Raw genomic sequence first — 15,374 nt, forward strand, 5'->3', positions numbered from 1 at the left:
TGTGTGGAACGGTCACCTGCCTCGGGCAGTCTGAGGCTGGACTCGATCACCACGAACTGGGGGGAACACCCGATGGGCTATGAGGTCAACGAAGCGCAGTTAGCGGACTTCGGTTTCTACCTGAGCTCGGAGGCCGGCTACACGCTGCCCCGAATCGAGACGCTCGCCCGGGACGAGGGCATGAGCTCGGACGGGTTCAAAGGTGTGCTGCAGCCGCTCGGTGACATCGTCACCGGTGAGGCGTCGACCATCGTCGGCGAGGGCTTCAGCCTGATGCAGGTGAAGCTGTGCGATCTCGGCGACTCGGTGATCTCCGCGGCCAAGACCTACGGCTACGTCGACGAGGCGACCGCGGGCCTGTTCGAGCGCAACGGGCTCGGCGGTGACACCGGCGAGGAGATCAAGTTCGGCTCGGGCTACGGAAACGGCGACGGCTACGACCGGCACCTCGAGGGTGGCTCGTCCTCCTTCTCCTACACCGAGCTGGACATCTCGGAGGTCGACCGTCCGGACTCGACGTTCGCCGACGACGTCGACGCCGGTGCCGTGCTGGACGTGGTGAACTGGATCTGGTCGGAGTTCAACGTCGACGGTGGCAAGTCCTTTGTGGACTCCATCCTCGAGCCGCTCGCCGGCAACCCCAACAGCATCAAGGCCAACGGCGCGGCCTGGGTGAGCGTCGGCGCCAACTTCGGCCTGCTGGCGTCGAACATGCTCGACAACGCGCTCACCCTCGCCAGGGACGACTGGGGCGGCGAGGCCGCGGACTCCTTCCAGGAGTTCCTCAGTCAGTACTGGGAAAAGGGCGCGGTCTGGGCCGGCGAGAAGCTGGGCGAGTTCGTTTCCAAGGGCTTCGACAAGATCGCCGAGGTCTCCATCGCGATCGCGCAGTTGGCCGTCGACGCCATCAACAAGATTCTCAAGCTCGCGGGCAAGATCGCGGCGAAGTTCATTCCGTATGTCGGCTGGGCGTGGACGGCCATCGAGTACATCGCCAAGGCGGCGAGCTACCTCCCCGGCGCGGATTTCGACATCGACGCGCTGCACGACAACATCATGGAGATCATCGATCTCGCGCAGAAGGTCTTCGGTCTGTACGAGTCGCTCGAGCAGGTCTGCCAGACGATGCAGGACTACTTCAACACCGCGCAGGACCTGGTCGACACGGTGAACAAGATTCCGGACGTCACCAACCTGGCGGACGCGGCCACCACCATGCAGGAGATCAGTGACAACGTCACCGCCCTGGAGGAGCAGCAGGGCGCGTTGGAGGAGAGCATGACCGCCGCCGAGGAGTCCCTCACCGAACTCGACGGCATCGCCGCGGACGCGGAGCGCTGAGGCCATGCGGTTCTCGTCAGGCGACGGTTTCAGTACCCAGCAGATGATCCAGGCCGAGCGGGAGCTGGACGGCCGGATCGACTTCGCGTTCAGCAAGGCAAGGGAGCTGCAGGCGAAGGTCGAGGAGGTCGAGGAGAAGCTCGCCAGGAACGCGACCCCACTGACCCATGAGGACGTCGAGCGGTTCCGGGCCTACATCCTCGGCCACGCCCGGACCGACGAGTGGCAGCTGGTGATCGACCGGATCGACAAGGGCGAGCTGATCTGGCGGGGGATCGTCGAGGGGGTCGACGAGGGAACGCTGGACCGCGAGGTCACCGCGGCCATGGCGTCGTTGTCGAAGGTGCCCCCGGCGTCGGTGGAGACGTTGGTGGAGATCGGCGTGCTCCCCGACCTGAACCCGTCGACCCAGGACACCGAGGACACCGAGGACACCGACAAGCCGGACAAGGCCGCCGTGGACGAGGTCGACGACGAGGAGTGGGGCGAGGACCAGTCGATCTTCAACCGCTGACCAAGGTCAGGTTGCCGCCGGCCCGATCCCTGGTGTCCCGCACCAGGACCGCGTCGGCGGCCTGACCGATTTCCACACAGTGGGTCCCGTTGCCCCGGTGAGGCTTGATGTACGACCACCGAGCAGCGCGGTATGTGGCAACGCAGTGAAGGAGCCCTTCGCTGCGGTCAACGCGACCGCCGGTGACGCGCGGGGAGTCTTTGACAGTCGGGTGTCCGGGCTGCTACCCATGGTCTGGGAGCGCTCCCAAAGTCACCTACCTCGGGCAAGGAGGGCCGATGAGGCGCACCGCCCGCCTACTGGCCGCCGCCACCGCGCTGCTCGCGCTCGCCGGCTGCGACGCGGCACCCGCCGCCACCCCCGCCGCCCCGCCCAGCAGCGCCCATCACCAGCACCCGCCGACCCACACCCCGGCGGGCGACACCGGCACCCCCGCCCTCGGCCAACCCGTGACCACCATGACCGACCTCGCCACCTGGGTACGCGACACCACCGGGGAGTGCGCCGACCTCGCCCCCGCCGACGCCGACGCGCTGGCCGACTACCTCGGCCCAGTCAGAGTCACCTGGTACGAACCGTTCGTCGCGGAATGGGCCACCTGCGGCATCGCGCCCTACGACCGGCTCGGCCTGGTCCTGTTCAAGCCGGGCCAACAACGGGCGCTCCAGGAGTTCTGGACCCGCGCCCTGGCCACCGGCGAGCTGACCGACAACCCGGACTGGGCCTTCGGCAACGGGTTCGCGATCACCGCCGGCCCACTGGGCATCGAGCGGCTCGGCCTGCACTACCTGTGGTGCACCCCGGTCGACGACCCGGACGCGCACACCGTGCCCGCCGACGTCGACGGATGCGTCTACGCCGCGCCACAGCACCACTGACCGCCCGAAGATTGGCGAACGTCCAGCTACGCGCGGGAAATTGTGCTTGGGTCTAACCCGAGAACTCTCTCGACGGCGGCGGAGGTGGCGGTGGAACAGGTCACCGCGGTGGTGGACTTCGGCACCTCGCACACCGTGGTCGCGGTCGCCGGGCCGGGAATTCCCGCCCGGCTGGTCACGGTGGACGGCGAGTCGTGGTTTCCCTCGGCGGTCTTCTGGGACCGCGCCGGCCAGGGCGTCGTCGGCCAGGAGGCGCTGCGGCTCGGCCGGGACGAGCCCGCGCGCCTGGAACGCCGGCCGAAGGCCCGCGTCGGCGAGGACGAGGTGCTGCTCGGCGACGCCGTGGTGCCATCGGCCGTGCTGGTGCGCACCGTGCTGGTGCGGGCGATCGCCGAGGCGGTCACCACCGTGGACGCCGTGGTGGCCCACCTGGTGCTCACCCACCCGGCCGACTGGGGGCCAACCAAGCTCGGCGCGCTGCTGACCGCCGCCCAGGGGCTGGTGCCCCGGGTGAGCATGATGGCCGAGCCGGTCGCCGCGGCCGCCTGGTTCGCCAGCGGCAACGACCTGCCGGCCGGCGCGGTGCTCGCGGTGCTCGACCTCGGCGGCGGCACCTGCGACGCGGCTTTGGTGCGCCGCGAGCCGACCGGGCTGGAGGTGGTCGCCTGCGCCGGACTGCCCGACCTCGGCGGTGAGGACCTCGACCAGCGGATCGTGGACCACCTGGCGGCCGACCGGCCGGAGTTGGCCCAGCTGACCGGCGCCCGGCTCGGGCAGGTGCCGACCGCCGCGCTCACCGACCTGGCACGGTTCCGCGACGGCGTGCGCACCGCCAAGGAGGCGCTGTCCCAACACCCGCAGGCCGACGTCGCGCTGCCGGGACAGCTGCCGGACGCGCTGCTGACCCGGGACGAGTTCGAGAACCTGGTGCGCCCGGACCTCGCCCGCGCGGTCGAGCTGCTCGACTCGACGGCCAGGGCGGCCGGGCTCGGCGATGGCGGCATCACCGGCGTGCAGCTGGTCGGCGGGTCGAGCCGGGTGCCGCTGCTGGCCCAGCTGCTGCGCGCGTGGTCGGACGTGCCCATCCGGCTCGACGACCGACCGGAGGCGGTGGTCGCGCTCGGCGCGGAGGTGGCGCTGCGGCCACAGGCCGCCCTCGCCCGCGACCCGGACGTGACCGGCCCGGTCCGCATCGCCGAGGAGGACCTGGCCCCCGCCGACCTGCCATCGCCCCAGCCGCGGCCGGTGCGCGTGTGGCTGACGGTCGCCGCGGTGGTGATCCTGGCCGCGGCGATACTCGGCGTGGCCGCGCTGATCGACCTGCGCGGGTTCGGCGGCGCGGTCGCCGGCTCGGCGCAGGCACCGCCCGGCGGGCCCCGGCTGACCCTGCCGTCGGCCGCGGCCGGGGAGCCGGTCACCGTGCCGGGGCGGTCGACCGACGCGCTGCCGACGGCCGAGCGCGGACAGTTCGTCGACTACGTCTTCCAGGACATGGCCGTCAAGTGGCGGCTGGACGAGTTCGACGACAGCGCCCAGATGGACAGCGGCCTCACCGACCTGGGCAACGGGTTGATCGAGGGCTACCACTGGGCGTTGGTGCGCTACACCGTGCGCGCGGTCGACCCGGTCAACCAGGATCCGGACCTGACCAACCAGCTCTACCTGGTGGACGACCACGGCCTGATGATCAGCACGCAGGACAGCTTCAAGGGGCCGGCCAACAACGCCACCCAGGCCTACCTGCCGGACTACTGCCCGGTCGATCCCGTCGAGTCGATGCGCCGGGGCGCGGAAGTGGCTGGCTGCGGGCTGTTCGCGGTGCCGGACGCCACCACGATCACCGAGGTGGCCATCTCCTACCACTCCAACAGCAGCCCGCTGCCGAGCCTGAGCGCGGAGACCAGGACGCGGGGCGCGCGGGTGGCGGTGACCGGCCGGGAGTTCCCCGGCGCGCGGCCGGCGGCGTGGGAGGACCAGCACGAGCCGGGCAGCATCGTGCCCATGAGCACCGGCCAGTTCGCCGCCGACGTCGCGGTGGTGGGACTGGTCGAGGACGCCTCCGGCTATCTCGACGACGACCTGAAGCTCATCCTCGGCGGGAGCCGGGCGATGGTCCTGCGGGTCGCGCTGCGCCTGGAGGAGCCGGTGTCCGCTGGTGCACTGGCCGGTGCCTCGGCCGCGTTGCTCGACGAGCGCGGCGCACCCATCGACCCCAGCGTCATCGTGCGGACCAACGAGTGTGTGGACACCGGGCTGGTCGACGACGTGTCCGGCACGGTCGCGCTGTGCGTGCTGTTCGCCGTGCCCACCGACGTGACGCCGAGCGCGGCGATCGTGCAGGCGGCGGCCGGCACCGAGGCCGCGGTGTGGCGACTGCGTTCCTGAGAGATCACCCGTCAGGTTCACCCTGACGAGAAGCGCTCTTTCGCCGACGCCCCGTTATCGTTGGAGAGCCCTGAATGCCTCATTGAGGACGTTCAGCGTCCCGAATGAGGCATTCAGGGCATTAATCGTGCGGGAACCGGGGTCGGGAATTCTGAGGAGCACTGAGAATGTTGAGACCGTTCTTCGGGCGCGCGGCGGCGCCACTGCTCGCGGTGATCGTGGTCGCGCTGGTCGCCGTCGTCCAGCCGGCCGGCGCGTCCGTTATGGACAGTCCACAGGAGAGCGGGCGGGCCAACGTCGAGGTCCTGCAGCCGCCGGACACCTGGCAGTTCTGGCGGAAACCGGGCGCGGTCGGCGCCCCGCTGCTCGGCGACGTCAACGGCGACGGCAAGCAGGACCTGATCATGCCGGCCAACACCGGTGACGTCTATGTCGGTGTCTCCCTTGGCTTCCAGTTCGCCACACCGGAACTGTGGCTGTCCGGGTTCTGCGGGCCGGTCTGCCAGGCTGGCGATGTCGACGGTGACGGCCGGGCCGATCTGGTCAACTACGTCTGGGGCGATGGCAGCACTCCCGGTTCGGCCGACGTGAGCGTCGCCCTGTCGACCGGGCAGGCGTTCACCAACCGCGGGGTGTGGAACAACGGCTTCTGCATTCGGGAGCAGGTCTGCCAGCTGACCGATGTGGACAATGACCGGCGGGTCGACCTGGTCGCCTTCACCCCGTACACCGGGCTGGTCTGGGTGTCCAAGTCCACCGGCGGCTCTTTCGGCACGAACACCGTGCTGCACAACTACTTCTGCATCGTCACCGAACGGTGCCACGTTGGCGATGTCGACGGCGACGGCCGCGGCGACCTGATCGCGTTCAAGCCGACCTCGCCGGGCAACCAGAAGGGCAACGTGCTCTGGGCCAGGTCGACCGGTTCCGGTTTCGAGGCCGCCCGGCTCGGCCACGGATTCTTCTGCATCGACAGCGAGATCTGCTCGGTCGGCGATTTCGACGGCGACGGCCGGGCCGACATCATGCTGTTGAAGCAGGTGCCCTACGAGGGCACCTGGGAGTTGTTGGTGGCGTTGTCGGACGGGGGGAAATTCGTGAACGCCAGCCCGTTCAGCTGGTCGACGTCCATTCCGGGACATCTCGGCGCGGCCGGCGACGTAGACGGCGACCGCCGGGCCGACCTGCTCACCTACGTCCGGGCCAACGGCAGCAACGACGTCTCCTTCTACGTCGCGGCGAGCAAGCCGAAGCCGCCGACGAACCCGCCGCCGACCACCCCGCCGCCGAACGGCATCTCCCGGCTGGAGGTCTTCAACTGCACCGTCGAACAACGTGACCTGTACCTGTGGGTGTTCGACTCGGCCACCGGCGCGCTGGTCGTCAACTCCGGTGCGGTCGAGCACATGTACGACAGCACCGGGACCTGCCCGGCCGTCGGTGAACCGTGGGACTTCAACCCGGACAACGGCCGCTGGTACGACGTGATCGCGGTCGACCCCGCGCTGATCGGCTGTGGGGTCAACGATCCGAGCATCCCCGCCTGCCAGAAGCAGGCCCTGCGCCTGCTCGGCAACGACAGCGGCCCGCTGTGGCAGGTGGTGGTTCCCTCGGGCTGAGGTTCCCGGCCGGGTCAGCGGGCGACGACGCCGGCGAGGAACTCGGCGTTGGTCGAGGTCTTGCGCAGGTTGGTGAGCAGCAGGTCGATGGCCTGCCGGCTGTCGCGGGTGTCCAGCGCGCGGCGCAGCGAGCGGGTCGCGGCCAGCTCGGCGGGGGTGAGCAGCAGCTCCTCCTTGCGGGTGCCCGAGGAGCGCACGTCGATCGCGGGGTACACGCGTTGGTCGGCGATGCGCCGGTCCAGGCGCAGCTCGGCGTTGCTGGTTCCCTTGTACTCCTCGAAGATCAGCGTGTCGCCCGCCGAGCCGGTCTCCACCAGCGCGGTGGCGAAGATGGTCAGCGAGCCGCCGCCGTCGATGTTGCGGGCCGCGCCGAGGAAGCGCTTGGGCGGGGTCAGCGCGGAGGAGTCGACGCCGCCGGTGAGGATGCGGCCGGTCGCCGGCGCGGCCAGGTTGTATGCCCGGCCGAGGCGGGTGAGCGAGTCGAGCAGCACCACCACGTCGCGGCCCTGCTCGACCAGGCGCTTGGCGCGTTCGATGGCCAGCTCGGCCAGTGCGGTGTGTTCGCGTGGCGGGCGGTCGAACGTGGCCGCGATGACCTCGGCCGGCACGGCCCGGGACAGGTCGGTGACCTCCTCCGGCCGTTCGCCGACCAGGACCAGCATCAGGTGACACTCGGGGTGGTTCTTGGCGATGCCGTGCGCGATCGACGCGAGCACGGTGGTCTTGCCGGCCTTGGGCGGGGCGACGATCAGCGCGCGCTGGCCCTTGCCGACCGGCATGACCAGATCGCTCACCCTGGTGGTGAGCGCGTGTGGCTCGGTCTCCAGCCGGAGCCTTTCGTTGGGGTACAACGGGGTCAGTTCGAGGAACGTGGGCCGTCGGTAGCCGGGTCGCTGGCCGTTGACCGATTCGGGCGCGAGCAGGCGGCCCTGCCGTTCGGTGCCGACGACGGTGTCGCCCCGGCGGAGACCGTGTTGGTGGATCAGCCGCGACGGCACGGTCGGGTCGTGCTGGCTCGGTAGATAGCCGTCGGTGCGCAGGAAGGCCCGCTCGCCGACGATGTCGAGGATGCCGCAGACAGCGGTGGATTCGGTGGTAGACATGGGAAAGCTCCACAAGGGGTAGGTCGGGTCACGCGCACGGCGGAGGCGGTGCGAACGGTGATCCAGAAAACGTCTCCCATGGGGGGCCGAGCCCGCATCCACGAGAGGTAGACGCTCTCCACGCTAGCGGTGGACCGCGCCGCGCGCAACCACCTGGCCGGCCGGCCAGGGTCGACGCCGGGTTTCGCTCTCCGCTGACCAGCGGTTCCGGGCGGTTCAGACAAATCCGGTCGCCACCGGCGGAGGTGACGATTACCGTCGGTCGCGCGCGTGTCGGGAGCGTTGGACTCGCGGGTCAGGAGCGTTGGACTCGCGGGGTGGACAGGCCGTGGAGGAGGGGGAGGTAGACGTCATCGACCAGTTCGGTGATCACCGCTTCGCTGACGGGTGCGCCACAGGTCATGGCTTCGCCGCGGATCAGGTCGAGCGGGATCCTGGCGGCCCGTTGCGGTACCCGCGTCGGTGGGAGCTCGCCGCGTTCGGCGGCGCGGTCGACGATGGTCTGGGTGCGGGTGTACAGGGGGGCGGCGGCCCGCAGGCGCTCGCGCAGCAGTTCGGCGACCTCGGGGTGGCGGAAGGCCTCGCCCATGACCCCGGCGATCAGCTCGCTCATCATGGTGTCGACCCGGCGGGCGATCAGCCCGAACAGCTCGATCAGGTCGGTGCGCAGGGCGCCGGTGTCGGGCGCGGCCATGGAGGTCGGCGTCTGATGGTTCCACGCCGCGACCACCAGGGCCGCCCGGCTCGACCACCGCCGGTAGATGACCGTCTTGCTGGTCGCCGCGCGCGCGGCGACGGCCTCGATGGTCAGGCCCGCGTAGCCCGTCTCGGCCAGCTCGGCCCAGGCCGCCTCCAGGATCGCCTGCTCAAGGCGCTCGCCGCGGCGGCGGGTCTTCGGTGCCGGCACCCTGCTCCTAAGATACTTTGCGTCTCTTATTGAGATAGTCTACGTTAGCCCATGTTAGATACGAACCGTTTCTTCGCCTCCGGGGGCCCACTTGCTGTACCGCCTGTTGCGTACCTACCTGCGGCCGTACCGACGCGAGCTCACGGCCGTGCTCGTCCTGCAGCTGATCGGCACCATCGCCTCGCTGTACCTGCCGAGTCTCAACGCCGACATCATCGACCGGGGCATCGTCACCGGGGACTCCGGCTACATCGTGGCCACCGGTGGCTGGATGCTGGTGGTCAGCATTGTGCAGATCCTGTGCTCGGTGGCCGCGGTCTATCTGAGCGCGCGCACCGCGATGGGCTTCGGCCGCGACGTGCGCGCGGCCATCTTCCACCGGGTCGGGGAGTTCTCCGCCAGGGAGGTGTCCGGCTTCGGGCCGCCGACGCTGATCACCCGCTCCACCAACGATGTGCAGCAGGTCCAGCTGCTGGTGGTGATGGTCTGCACCATGCTCGTGGTCGCGCCGATCATGTGTGTCGCGGGCATCATCATGGCGCTGCGCGAGGACGTCGGGCTGTCCTGGCTGCTGCTGGTCTGCGTGCCGGCGCTGCTGATCTCCATCGGCCTGATCGTGATCAGGATGGTGCCGCAGTTCCGCCTGATGCAGGAACGGATCGACGACGTCAACCGGGTGCTGCGCGAGCAGCTGTCCGGCATCCGGGTGGTGCGCGCGTTCGTCCGGGAGCGCGCGGAGTCCCGCCGGTTCGCCGACGCCAACGCCGCGCTGACCGACACCGCGCTGCGGGTCGGCCGGTTGCAGGCGCTGATCTTCCCGACCGTGATGCTGATCCTCAACGCCTCCAGCGTCGCGGTGCTGTGGTTCGGCGCGGAGCGGGTGAACTCCGGTGAGATGCAGATCGGCGCGCTGACCGCGTTCCTGAACTACCTGCTGCAGATCCTGATGGCCGTGATGATGGCGACGTTCATCTCGATGATGATCCCGCGCGCGGCGGTCTGCGCCGAGCGGATCCAGGAGGTGCTGGACACCGAGTCGTCGGTGCGCCCGCCGGACAGGCCGGTCGCGGAGCCGACCGTGCGCGGCGAGCTGGAGCTGCGGTCGGTGGAGTTCCGCTATCCCGGCGCGGACGAGCCGGTGCTGCGCGACGTCTCGCTGCGCGCCCGGCCCGGCCGCACGACCGCGATCATCGGCAGCACCGGCGCCGGCAAGACGACGCTGTTGTCGTTGGTACCCCGGCTGATCGACGTGACCGGCGGCGGCGTGTTGGTCGACGGCGTCGACGTCCGGGAGTTCGAGCTGGACGCGTTGCGGTCGCGGATCGGCCTGGTGCCCCAACAGGCGTACCTGTTCACCGGCACGGTGGCCAGCAACCTGCGCTACGGCAACCCCGACGCCACCGACGAGGAACTGTGGGCCGCGCTGGAGACCGCGCAGGCCAGGGAGTTCGTCGAGGCGATGCCCGGCGGGCTGGAGGCGGAGATCGCCCAGGGCGGCACGAACGTCTCCGGCGGTCAGCGCCAGCGGCTGTCGATCGCGCGGGTCTTGGTCCGCCGGCCGGAGATCTACCTGTTCGACGACGCGTTCTCCGCACTCGACCTGGCGACCGACGCGGCGCTGCGCGCGGCACTTCGGCCGCTGGTAACGGAGTCCGCGGTGGTCGTGGTCGCCCAGCGGGTGTCCACCATCATCGACGCGGACGAGATCGTCGTGGTGGACAACGGTTCCGTGGTCGGCACCGGCACCCATCACCAACTACTGGACACCTGCCCGACCTACGTCGAGATCGTCCAGTCCCAGCTCACCCCGGAGCAAGCAGCATGAGCCACCCTCTGCCAACCACAGGCCACCGCCTGCCTGAGCCGCGCGGCCGCCAACCGCACCCAAGGGGAACGGAACGCGACCCAGCCACCAGTACGCACCACACCGGCGGCTGCCAACCGAACGCAACCACAACTTTTGATTCCGGGGAGGCGGACCGATGACAACGACAACCAACCGGCCGTCCCGTCCGATGGGTGGTGGGCCCTTCGGTGGCAACATCCCGATGGGCAAGCCGGACGACTTCGGCACCTCCGCGCGGCGGCTGCTGGCGCGGCTGCGGCCAGAGCGGGCGCCGCTGCTGCTCGTGGTCACCCTCGCGGTGATCAGCGTCGGGCTGGCGGTGGCCGGGCCGAAAGTGCTCGGCCACGCGACCGACATCATCTTCGACGGCGTGCTGGCGATGCTCAACGGCGTGCCGGGGGCGAGCATCGACTTCGGCGCGTTGGGGATCGTGCTCGGCTGGGTGCTCGGGCTGTTCTTCGCGTCCTCGCTGTTCGGCCTGATCCAGGGCCGGGTGCTCAACGTCGTGGTGCAGCGGGTGATCTACCGGATGCGCGAGGACGTCGAGGGCAAGCTGCACCGGTTGCCGTTGCGCTACTTCGACGGCCAGCCGCGCGGTGAGCTGTTGTCCAGGGTCACCAACGACATCGACAACATCTCCACCACCCTGCAGCAGACCCTCAGCCAGCTGCTGACCTCACTGCTCACGGTGGTCGGCGTGCTGGTGATGATGCTGACGATCTCCCCGCTGCTGTCGCTGATCGCGCTCGCGGTCATCCCGCTGTCGGTGGTGATCACCGGCCGGATCGGCAAGCGGGCGCAGAAGATGTTCATCGCCCAGTGGCGCCAGACCGGCGCGCTCAACGCGCACATCGAGGAGGCGTTCACCGGCCACCAGCTGGTCAAGGTGTTCGGCCGGCAGGCGGAGTCCGAGGCGGAGTTCAAGCGGCGCAACGAGGAGCTGTTCGGCTCGGCGGCCAGCGCGCAGTTCATCTCCGGGTTGATCATGCCGGCGATGATGTTGCTGTCCAACCTGAGCTACGTCGTGGTGGCGGTGATCGGCGGGCTGCGGATCACCTCCGGCGCGATGAGCCTGGGGGAGGTGCAGGCGTTCATCCAGTACTCCCGGCAGTTCACCCAGCCGCTGACCCAGGTCGCGTCGATGGCCAACCTGATGCAGTCCGGGGTGGCGTCGGCCGAGCGGGTGTTCGAGCTGCTCGACGCCGAGGAGCAGTCGGCCGACCCGGCCGACGCCGCGCTGCCGGCGGAGCGTCGCGGGCGGGTCGCCTTCGAGCACGTGTCGTTCTCCTACCGGCCCGAGCAGCCGCTGATCGAGGACCTGTCGCTGGTGGCCGAGCCCGGGCAGACGGTGGCCATCGTCGGCCCGACCGGGGCCGGCAAGACCACGCTGGTCAACCTGATCATGCGGTTCTACGAGCTGGACGCCGGCCGGATCACGCTGGACGGGGTGGACATCACCCGGCTGCGCCGCGAGGACCTGCGGTCCCAGACCGGCATGGTGCTACAGGACACCTGGCTGTTCGGCGGCACGATCCGGGACAACATCGCCTACGGCAAGCCGGACTCGACCTTCGAGGAGGTCGTGGCGGCGGCCAAGGCGACCTATGTGGACCGGTTCGTGCGCACGCTGCCCGACGGCTACGACACGGTGATCGACGAGGAGGGCACCAACGTCAGCGCGGGGGAGAAGCAGCTGCTGACCATCGCCAGGGCGTTCCTGGCGAGTCCGTCGCTGCTCATCCTCGACGAGGCGACCAGCTCGGTGGACACCCGCACGGAGTCGTTGGTGCAGCACGCGATGTCGGCGCTGCGCTCCTCGCGCACCAGCTTCGTCATCGCCCACCGGCTGTCCACGATCCGCGACGCCGACCTCATCCTGGTGATGGAGTCCGGCCGGATCGTCGAGCAGGGCACCCACGAGCAGCTGCTCGAGGCCGACGGCGCCTACCGGCGGCTGTACAACGCCCAGTTCGCCGCGCCGATCGAGGAGGAGCCGATCGGCTAATATCTTGCACTCTATGTGCAGATATCTCGGAGAGGGCTGAGGCGGATGCGAACGGTCGACACCGGTACCGAGGACCTGCTGGCCAGGGTGGAACGCCGGGTCGGGGTGGTGACCCTGAACCGGCCCGACCGGCGCAACGCCCTGTCCCAGCCGATGCTGGCCGCGCTCGCCGACGTGCTGGCGGTCTTCGCCGAGGACGACGACGTGCGGGCCGTGCTGCTCACCGGCGCGGGCACGGCCTTCTGCGCGGGCGGGGACGTGAAGACGTTCAACGAGCGCGGCGGCGCGGCCGCGGGCGGCGACGAGACCTTTGACGAGAAGGTCGCCCGGCAGCTGGCGACCCAGCGCGCCACCACCGGCGCGTTGTACGAGTTCCCGAAGCCGACCGTCGCCGCGCTGCCGGGCGCGGCGGCGGGTGCCGGCCTCGGGCTCGCGCTGGCCGCCGACCTGCGGGTGGGCAGTGCCAAGGCGGTGTTCGCGTCGGCGTTCGGCAAGGTCGGGCTCTCCGGCGACTACGGCGCGACCTGGTTGCTGGCCAAGGTGATCGGCCCGAACCGGGCCCGGCGGGCGCTGCTGCTCGGCGAGCGGATCGACGCCGCCACCGCGCAGGCGTGGGGTCTGCTCGACTGGGTGGTCGAGCCAGCCGAGCTGCCGGCCTACGCGCTGGACCTGGCCGCCGGCATCGCCGCCGGACCCCGGCAGGCCTTCGCCGCGATGAAGCAGAACCTGCTCGACGCCGACCACCACGACCTGGACGAGGCGATGGCCCGCGAGGTCCCCCGCCACCTGGCCTGCGGCCTGACCGAGGACCACCGCGAAGCCGTCGCCGCCTTCGTAGCCCGCCGCCCACCCACGTTCGGCTGAACCGCAGCGAAGGGTCCCTTCACTGCGTCCACCGCAGCGAAGGGACCCTTCGCTGCGGTCACGACCGGTGGCGGGCGAGCTCGCGGCGGGCGAGGGAGCGCTTGTGCACCTCGTCCGGGCCGTCGGCCAGGCGCAGCGTCCGCGCGCTTGACCACAGCTGGGCCAGCGGGAAGTCCTGGCTGACCCCGGCGGCGCCGTGCACCTGGATGGCCTTGTCCAGGATCCACTCGACCGCCGCCGGGGTGGCGATCTTGATGGCCTGGATCTCGGTGTGCGCGCCCTGGTTGCCGACGGTGTCCATCAACCACGCCGTCTTGAGCACCAGCAGCCGCAACTGCTCGATCCGCACCCTGGACTCGGCGATCCACTCGCGCACCACGCCCTGGTCGGCGACCGGCCTGCCGAACGCCGTGCGATCCAGCGCCCGCCGGCACATCAGCTCGAGCGCGCGCTCCGCGGTGCCGATCAGCCGCATGCAGTGGTGGATCCGGCCGGGCCCCAGCCGCGCCTGGGCCATGGCGAACCCGGCGTGCTCCTCGCCGAGCAGGTTGGCCACCGGCACCCTGGCCCGGTCGAACACGATCTCGGCGTGGCCGCCCTTGGTGCCGTCCGGGTAGCCGAACACGTGCATCCCGCGGCGCAGCTCCACCCCGGGGGTGTCGCGGGGGACGAGCACCATGCTGTGCCGGCGGTGGGTCTGGCCGTCCTGGTCGCTGACCCCCATGACGATCAGCAGCCGGCAGTCGGGGTTCAGCGCGCCGGTGATGAACCACTTCCGGCCGGTGATCTCGTAGTGGTCGCCGTCGCGGGTGATCGTGGTGGCGATGTTGCGCGCGTCCGAGGAGGCGACGTCCGGCTCGGTCATCGCGAACGCGGAGCGGATCTCCGCGGCCAGCAACGGACGCAGCCAGGTCGCCCGCTGGTCGTCGGTGGCGAACATGGACAGCAGCTCCATGTTCCCGGTGTCCGGCGCGGCGCAGTTCAGCGCGGCCGGCGCCAGGCTCGGGCTGCGCCCGGTCAGCTCGGCCAGCGGCGCGTACTGCAGGTTGGTCAGCCCGGCGCCGTCGGCCCCCGGCAGGAACAGGTTCCACAGTCCGGCGGCCCGCGCCTCGGTCCGCAGTTGCGCCACGACCGGCGGGGTGGCCCACTCGTCGGCCCGCTGCGCGGTCTGCGCGGCGTAGACCGGTTCCGCGGGGAGCACGTGGCTGTCCAGGAACGCGGTCAGCCGCGCCCGCAGCTGTTCGGTCCGCTCGTCGTAGGCGAACTGCATGGAAATGGTTCCTCTCAGGTGGAGTTCTCGGTGAGCAGCGCGGTGACCGTCCTGCGCATGACCTCGCCCGCCTGCTCGACGCTCAGCCCGAGGTCGTCACGGTTGCCCATCCAGGTCGGCCAGGTGGTCGCGCTGAGCAACGCGGTCACCAGCTCCGGGTCGGCGGCGGTCTCCTCGGCGAACAGGTCGGTCAGCTCGGCGCGCAACCGGTCGTTGTGCCGTGCCCGGTTTCGCCGCAGCTGTGCGGAGAACGGCAGCCGGATCTGTGCGGCGCGGGACGCGCCCGCGATGACCTCCAGCATGCGCACCCGCTGCCGGCAGAACCGGTCGATGCGCTCGGCGAGCGGCAGATCGGGGGGCACCGGTTCGAAGCCGGCGTACTGGACCCGCAGGGTCTTCTGCCCGGCGGCCGCGAACAGCGCCTCCAGGTCCTTGAAATGGCCCCACAGCGTGCGCAGGGACACCCCGGCGCGCTCGGCGACCCGCGACGCGGTCGGCTGCAGATCGCCCTCCAGCATCAGCGCCAGGTGCGCGTCGATGATCGCCGCTCGGCTGCGTTCGGCGCGCAGCGTGCGTCCGTCGGTCTTCGCCGGCCGCTCGGTCGGCGGGGTCGAGTTCACAGGCATGGTCCCTTTCGGCGGT

General features: G+C 70.4%; 12 protein-coding genes and 1 pseudogene. 8 read left to right on the plus strand and 5 right to left on the minus strand.

Annotated features, from left to right (window positions below; genetic code table 11):
- The first annotated feature begins 72 nt into the window (after positions 1-72).
- Positions 73-1,341 (plus strand): hypothetical protein, encoded by a 1,269-nt coding sequence (locus tag ACYVIP_RS24815; protein ID WP_460400358.1) that lies wholly within the window; start codon positions 73-75, stop codon positions 1,339-1,341.
- Between the two features lie 4 nt (positions 1,342-1,345).
- The gene (locus ACYVIP_RS24820; RefSeq protein WP_460400360.1) at positions 1,346-1,855 is read left to right on the plus strand and encodes a hypothetical protein; all 510 of its coding nucleotides are present in this window, start codon (positions 1,346-1,348) and stop codon (positions 1,853-1,855) included.
- On the opposite strand, the gene ACYVIP_RS24825 is transcribed toward ACYVIP_RS24820, so the two are convergent.
- The gene (locus tag ACYVIP_RS24825) at positions 1,845-1,964 is read right to left on the minus strand and encodes a DUF397 domain-containing protein (RefSeq protein ID WP_460400512.1); all 120 of its coding nucleotides are present in this window, start codon (positions 1,962-1,964) and stop codon (positions 1,845-1,847) included. The two genes, ACYVIP_RS24820 and ACYVIP_RS24825, sit on opposite strands and share 11 nt — an antisense overlap.
- A gap of 169 nt (positions 1,965-2,133) precedes the next feature.
- Between ACYVIP_RS24825 and ACYVIP_RS24830 the strand changes: the two genes are divergently transcribed.
- The 3 genes from ACYVIP_RS24830 to ACYVIP_RS24840 all read left to right on the plus strand — a co-directional run bounded on the left by ACYVIP_RS24830 (position 2,134) and on the right by ACYVIP_RS24840 (position 6,737).
- Positions 2,134-2,733, plus strand: a complete 600-nt coding sequence (locus ACYVIP_RS24830; RefSeq protein WP_460400362.1) for a hypothetical protein — start codon at positions 2,134-2,136, stop codon at positions 2,731-2,733.
- Between the two features lie 90 nt (positions 2,734-2,823).
- Positions 2,824-5,118, plus strand: coding sequence for an Hsp70 family protein (locus tag ACYVIP_RS24835; protein WP_460400364.1), 2,295 nt, complete (start codon positions 2,824-2,826; stop codon positions 5,116-5,118).
- A 167-nt stretch (positions 5,119-5,285) separates the two neighbouring features.
- Positions 5,286-6,737: an FG-GAP repeat domain-containing protein gene (locus ACYVIP_RS24840; protein WP_460400366.1), complete on the plus strand. Its 1,452-nt coding sequence runs from the start codon at positions 5,286-5,288 to the stop codon at positions 6,735-6,737.
- Positions 6,738-6,751: 14 nt separating this feature from the next.
- Here the strand turns inward: ACYVIP_RS24840 and ACYVIP_RS24845 are convergent.
- Both ACYVIP_RS24845 and ACYVIP_RS24850 read right to left on the minus strand, forming a co-directional pair.
- Positions 6,752-7,939 (minus strand): annotated as a pseudogene (locus ACYVIP_RS24845) (transcription termination factor Rho, short form); the annotation flags it as partial.
- Positions 7,940-8,135: 196 nt separating this feature from the next.
- On the minus strand, positions 8,136-8,747 hold the full coding sequence (locus tag ACYVIP_RS24850; RefSeq protein WP_460400368.1) for a TetR/AcrR family transcriptional regulator: 612 nt from the start codon (positions 8,745-8,747) through the stop codon (positions 8,136-8,138).
- A gap of 91 nt (positions 8,748-8,838) precedes the next feature.
- On the opposite strand from ACYVIP_RS24850, the gene ACYVIP_RS24855 reads away from it, so the two are divergent.
- The 3 genes from ACYVIP_RS24855 to ACYVIP_RS24865 all read left to right on the plus strand — a co-directional run bounded on the left by ACYVIP_RS24855 (position 8,839) and on the right by ACYVIP_RS24865 (position 13,462).
- Positions 8,839-10,572, plus strand: coding sequence for an ABC transporter ATP-binding protein (locus ACYVIP_RS24855; protein WP_460400370.1), 1,734 nt, complete (start codon positions 8,839-8,841; stop codon positions 10,570-10,572).
- Positions 10,573-10,729: 157 nt separating this feature from the next.
- Positions 10,730-12,598, plus strand: a complete 1,869-nt coding sequence (locus ACYVIP_RS24860) for an ABC transporter ATP-binding protein (protein ID WP_460400372.1) — start codon at positions 10,730-10,732, stop codon at positions 12,596-12,598.
- Positions 12,599-12,643: 45 nt separating this feature from the next.
- Positions 12,644-13,462, plus strand: coding sequence for an enoyl-CoA hydratase-related protein (locus tag ACYVIP_RS24865; protein WP_460400374.1), 819 nt, complete (start codon positions 12,644-12,646; stop codon positions 13,460-13,462).
- 58 nt (positions 13,463-13,520) lie between these two features.
- On the opposite strand, the gene ACYVIP_RS24870 is transcribed toward ACYVIP_RS24865, so the two are convergent.
- A complete protein-coding gene (locus tag ACYVIP_RS24870; protein ID WP_460400376.1) occupies positions 13,521-14,732 on the minus strand; it encodes an acyl-CoA dehydrogenase family protein in 1,212 nt (403 codons plus the stop codon).
- A gap of 14 nt (positions 14,733-14,746) precedes the next feature.
- A complete protein-coding gene (locus ACYVIP_RS24875) occupies positions 14,747-15,352 on the minus strand; it encodes a TetR/AcrR family transcriptional regulator (protein WP_460400378.1) in 606 nt (201 codons plus the stop codon).
- Positions 15,353-15,374 lie beyond the last annotated feature (22 nt).

Source organism: Actinophytocola sediminis (assembly GCF_054779715.1).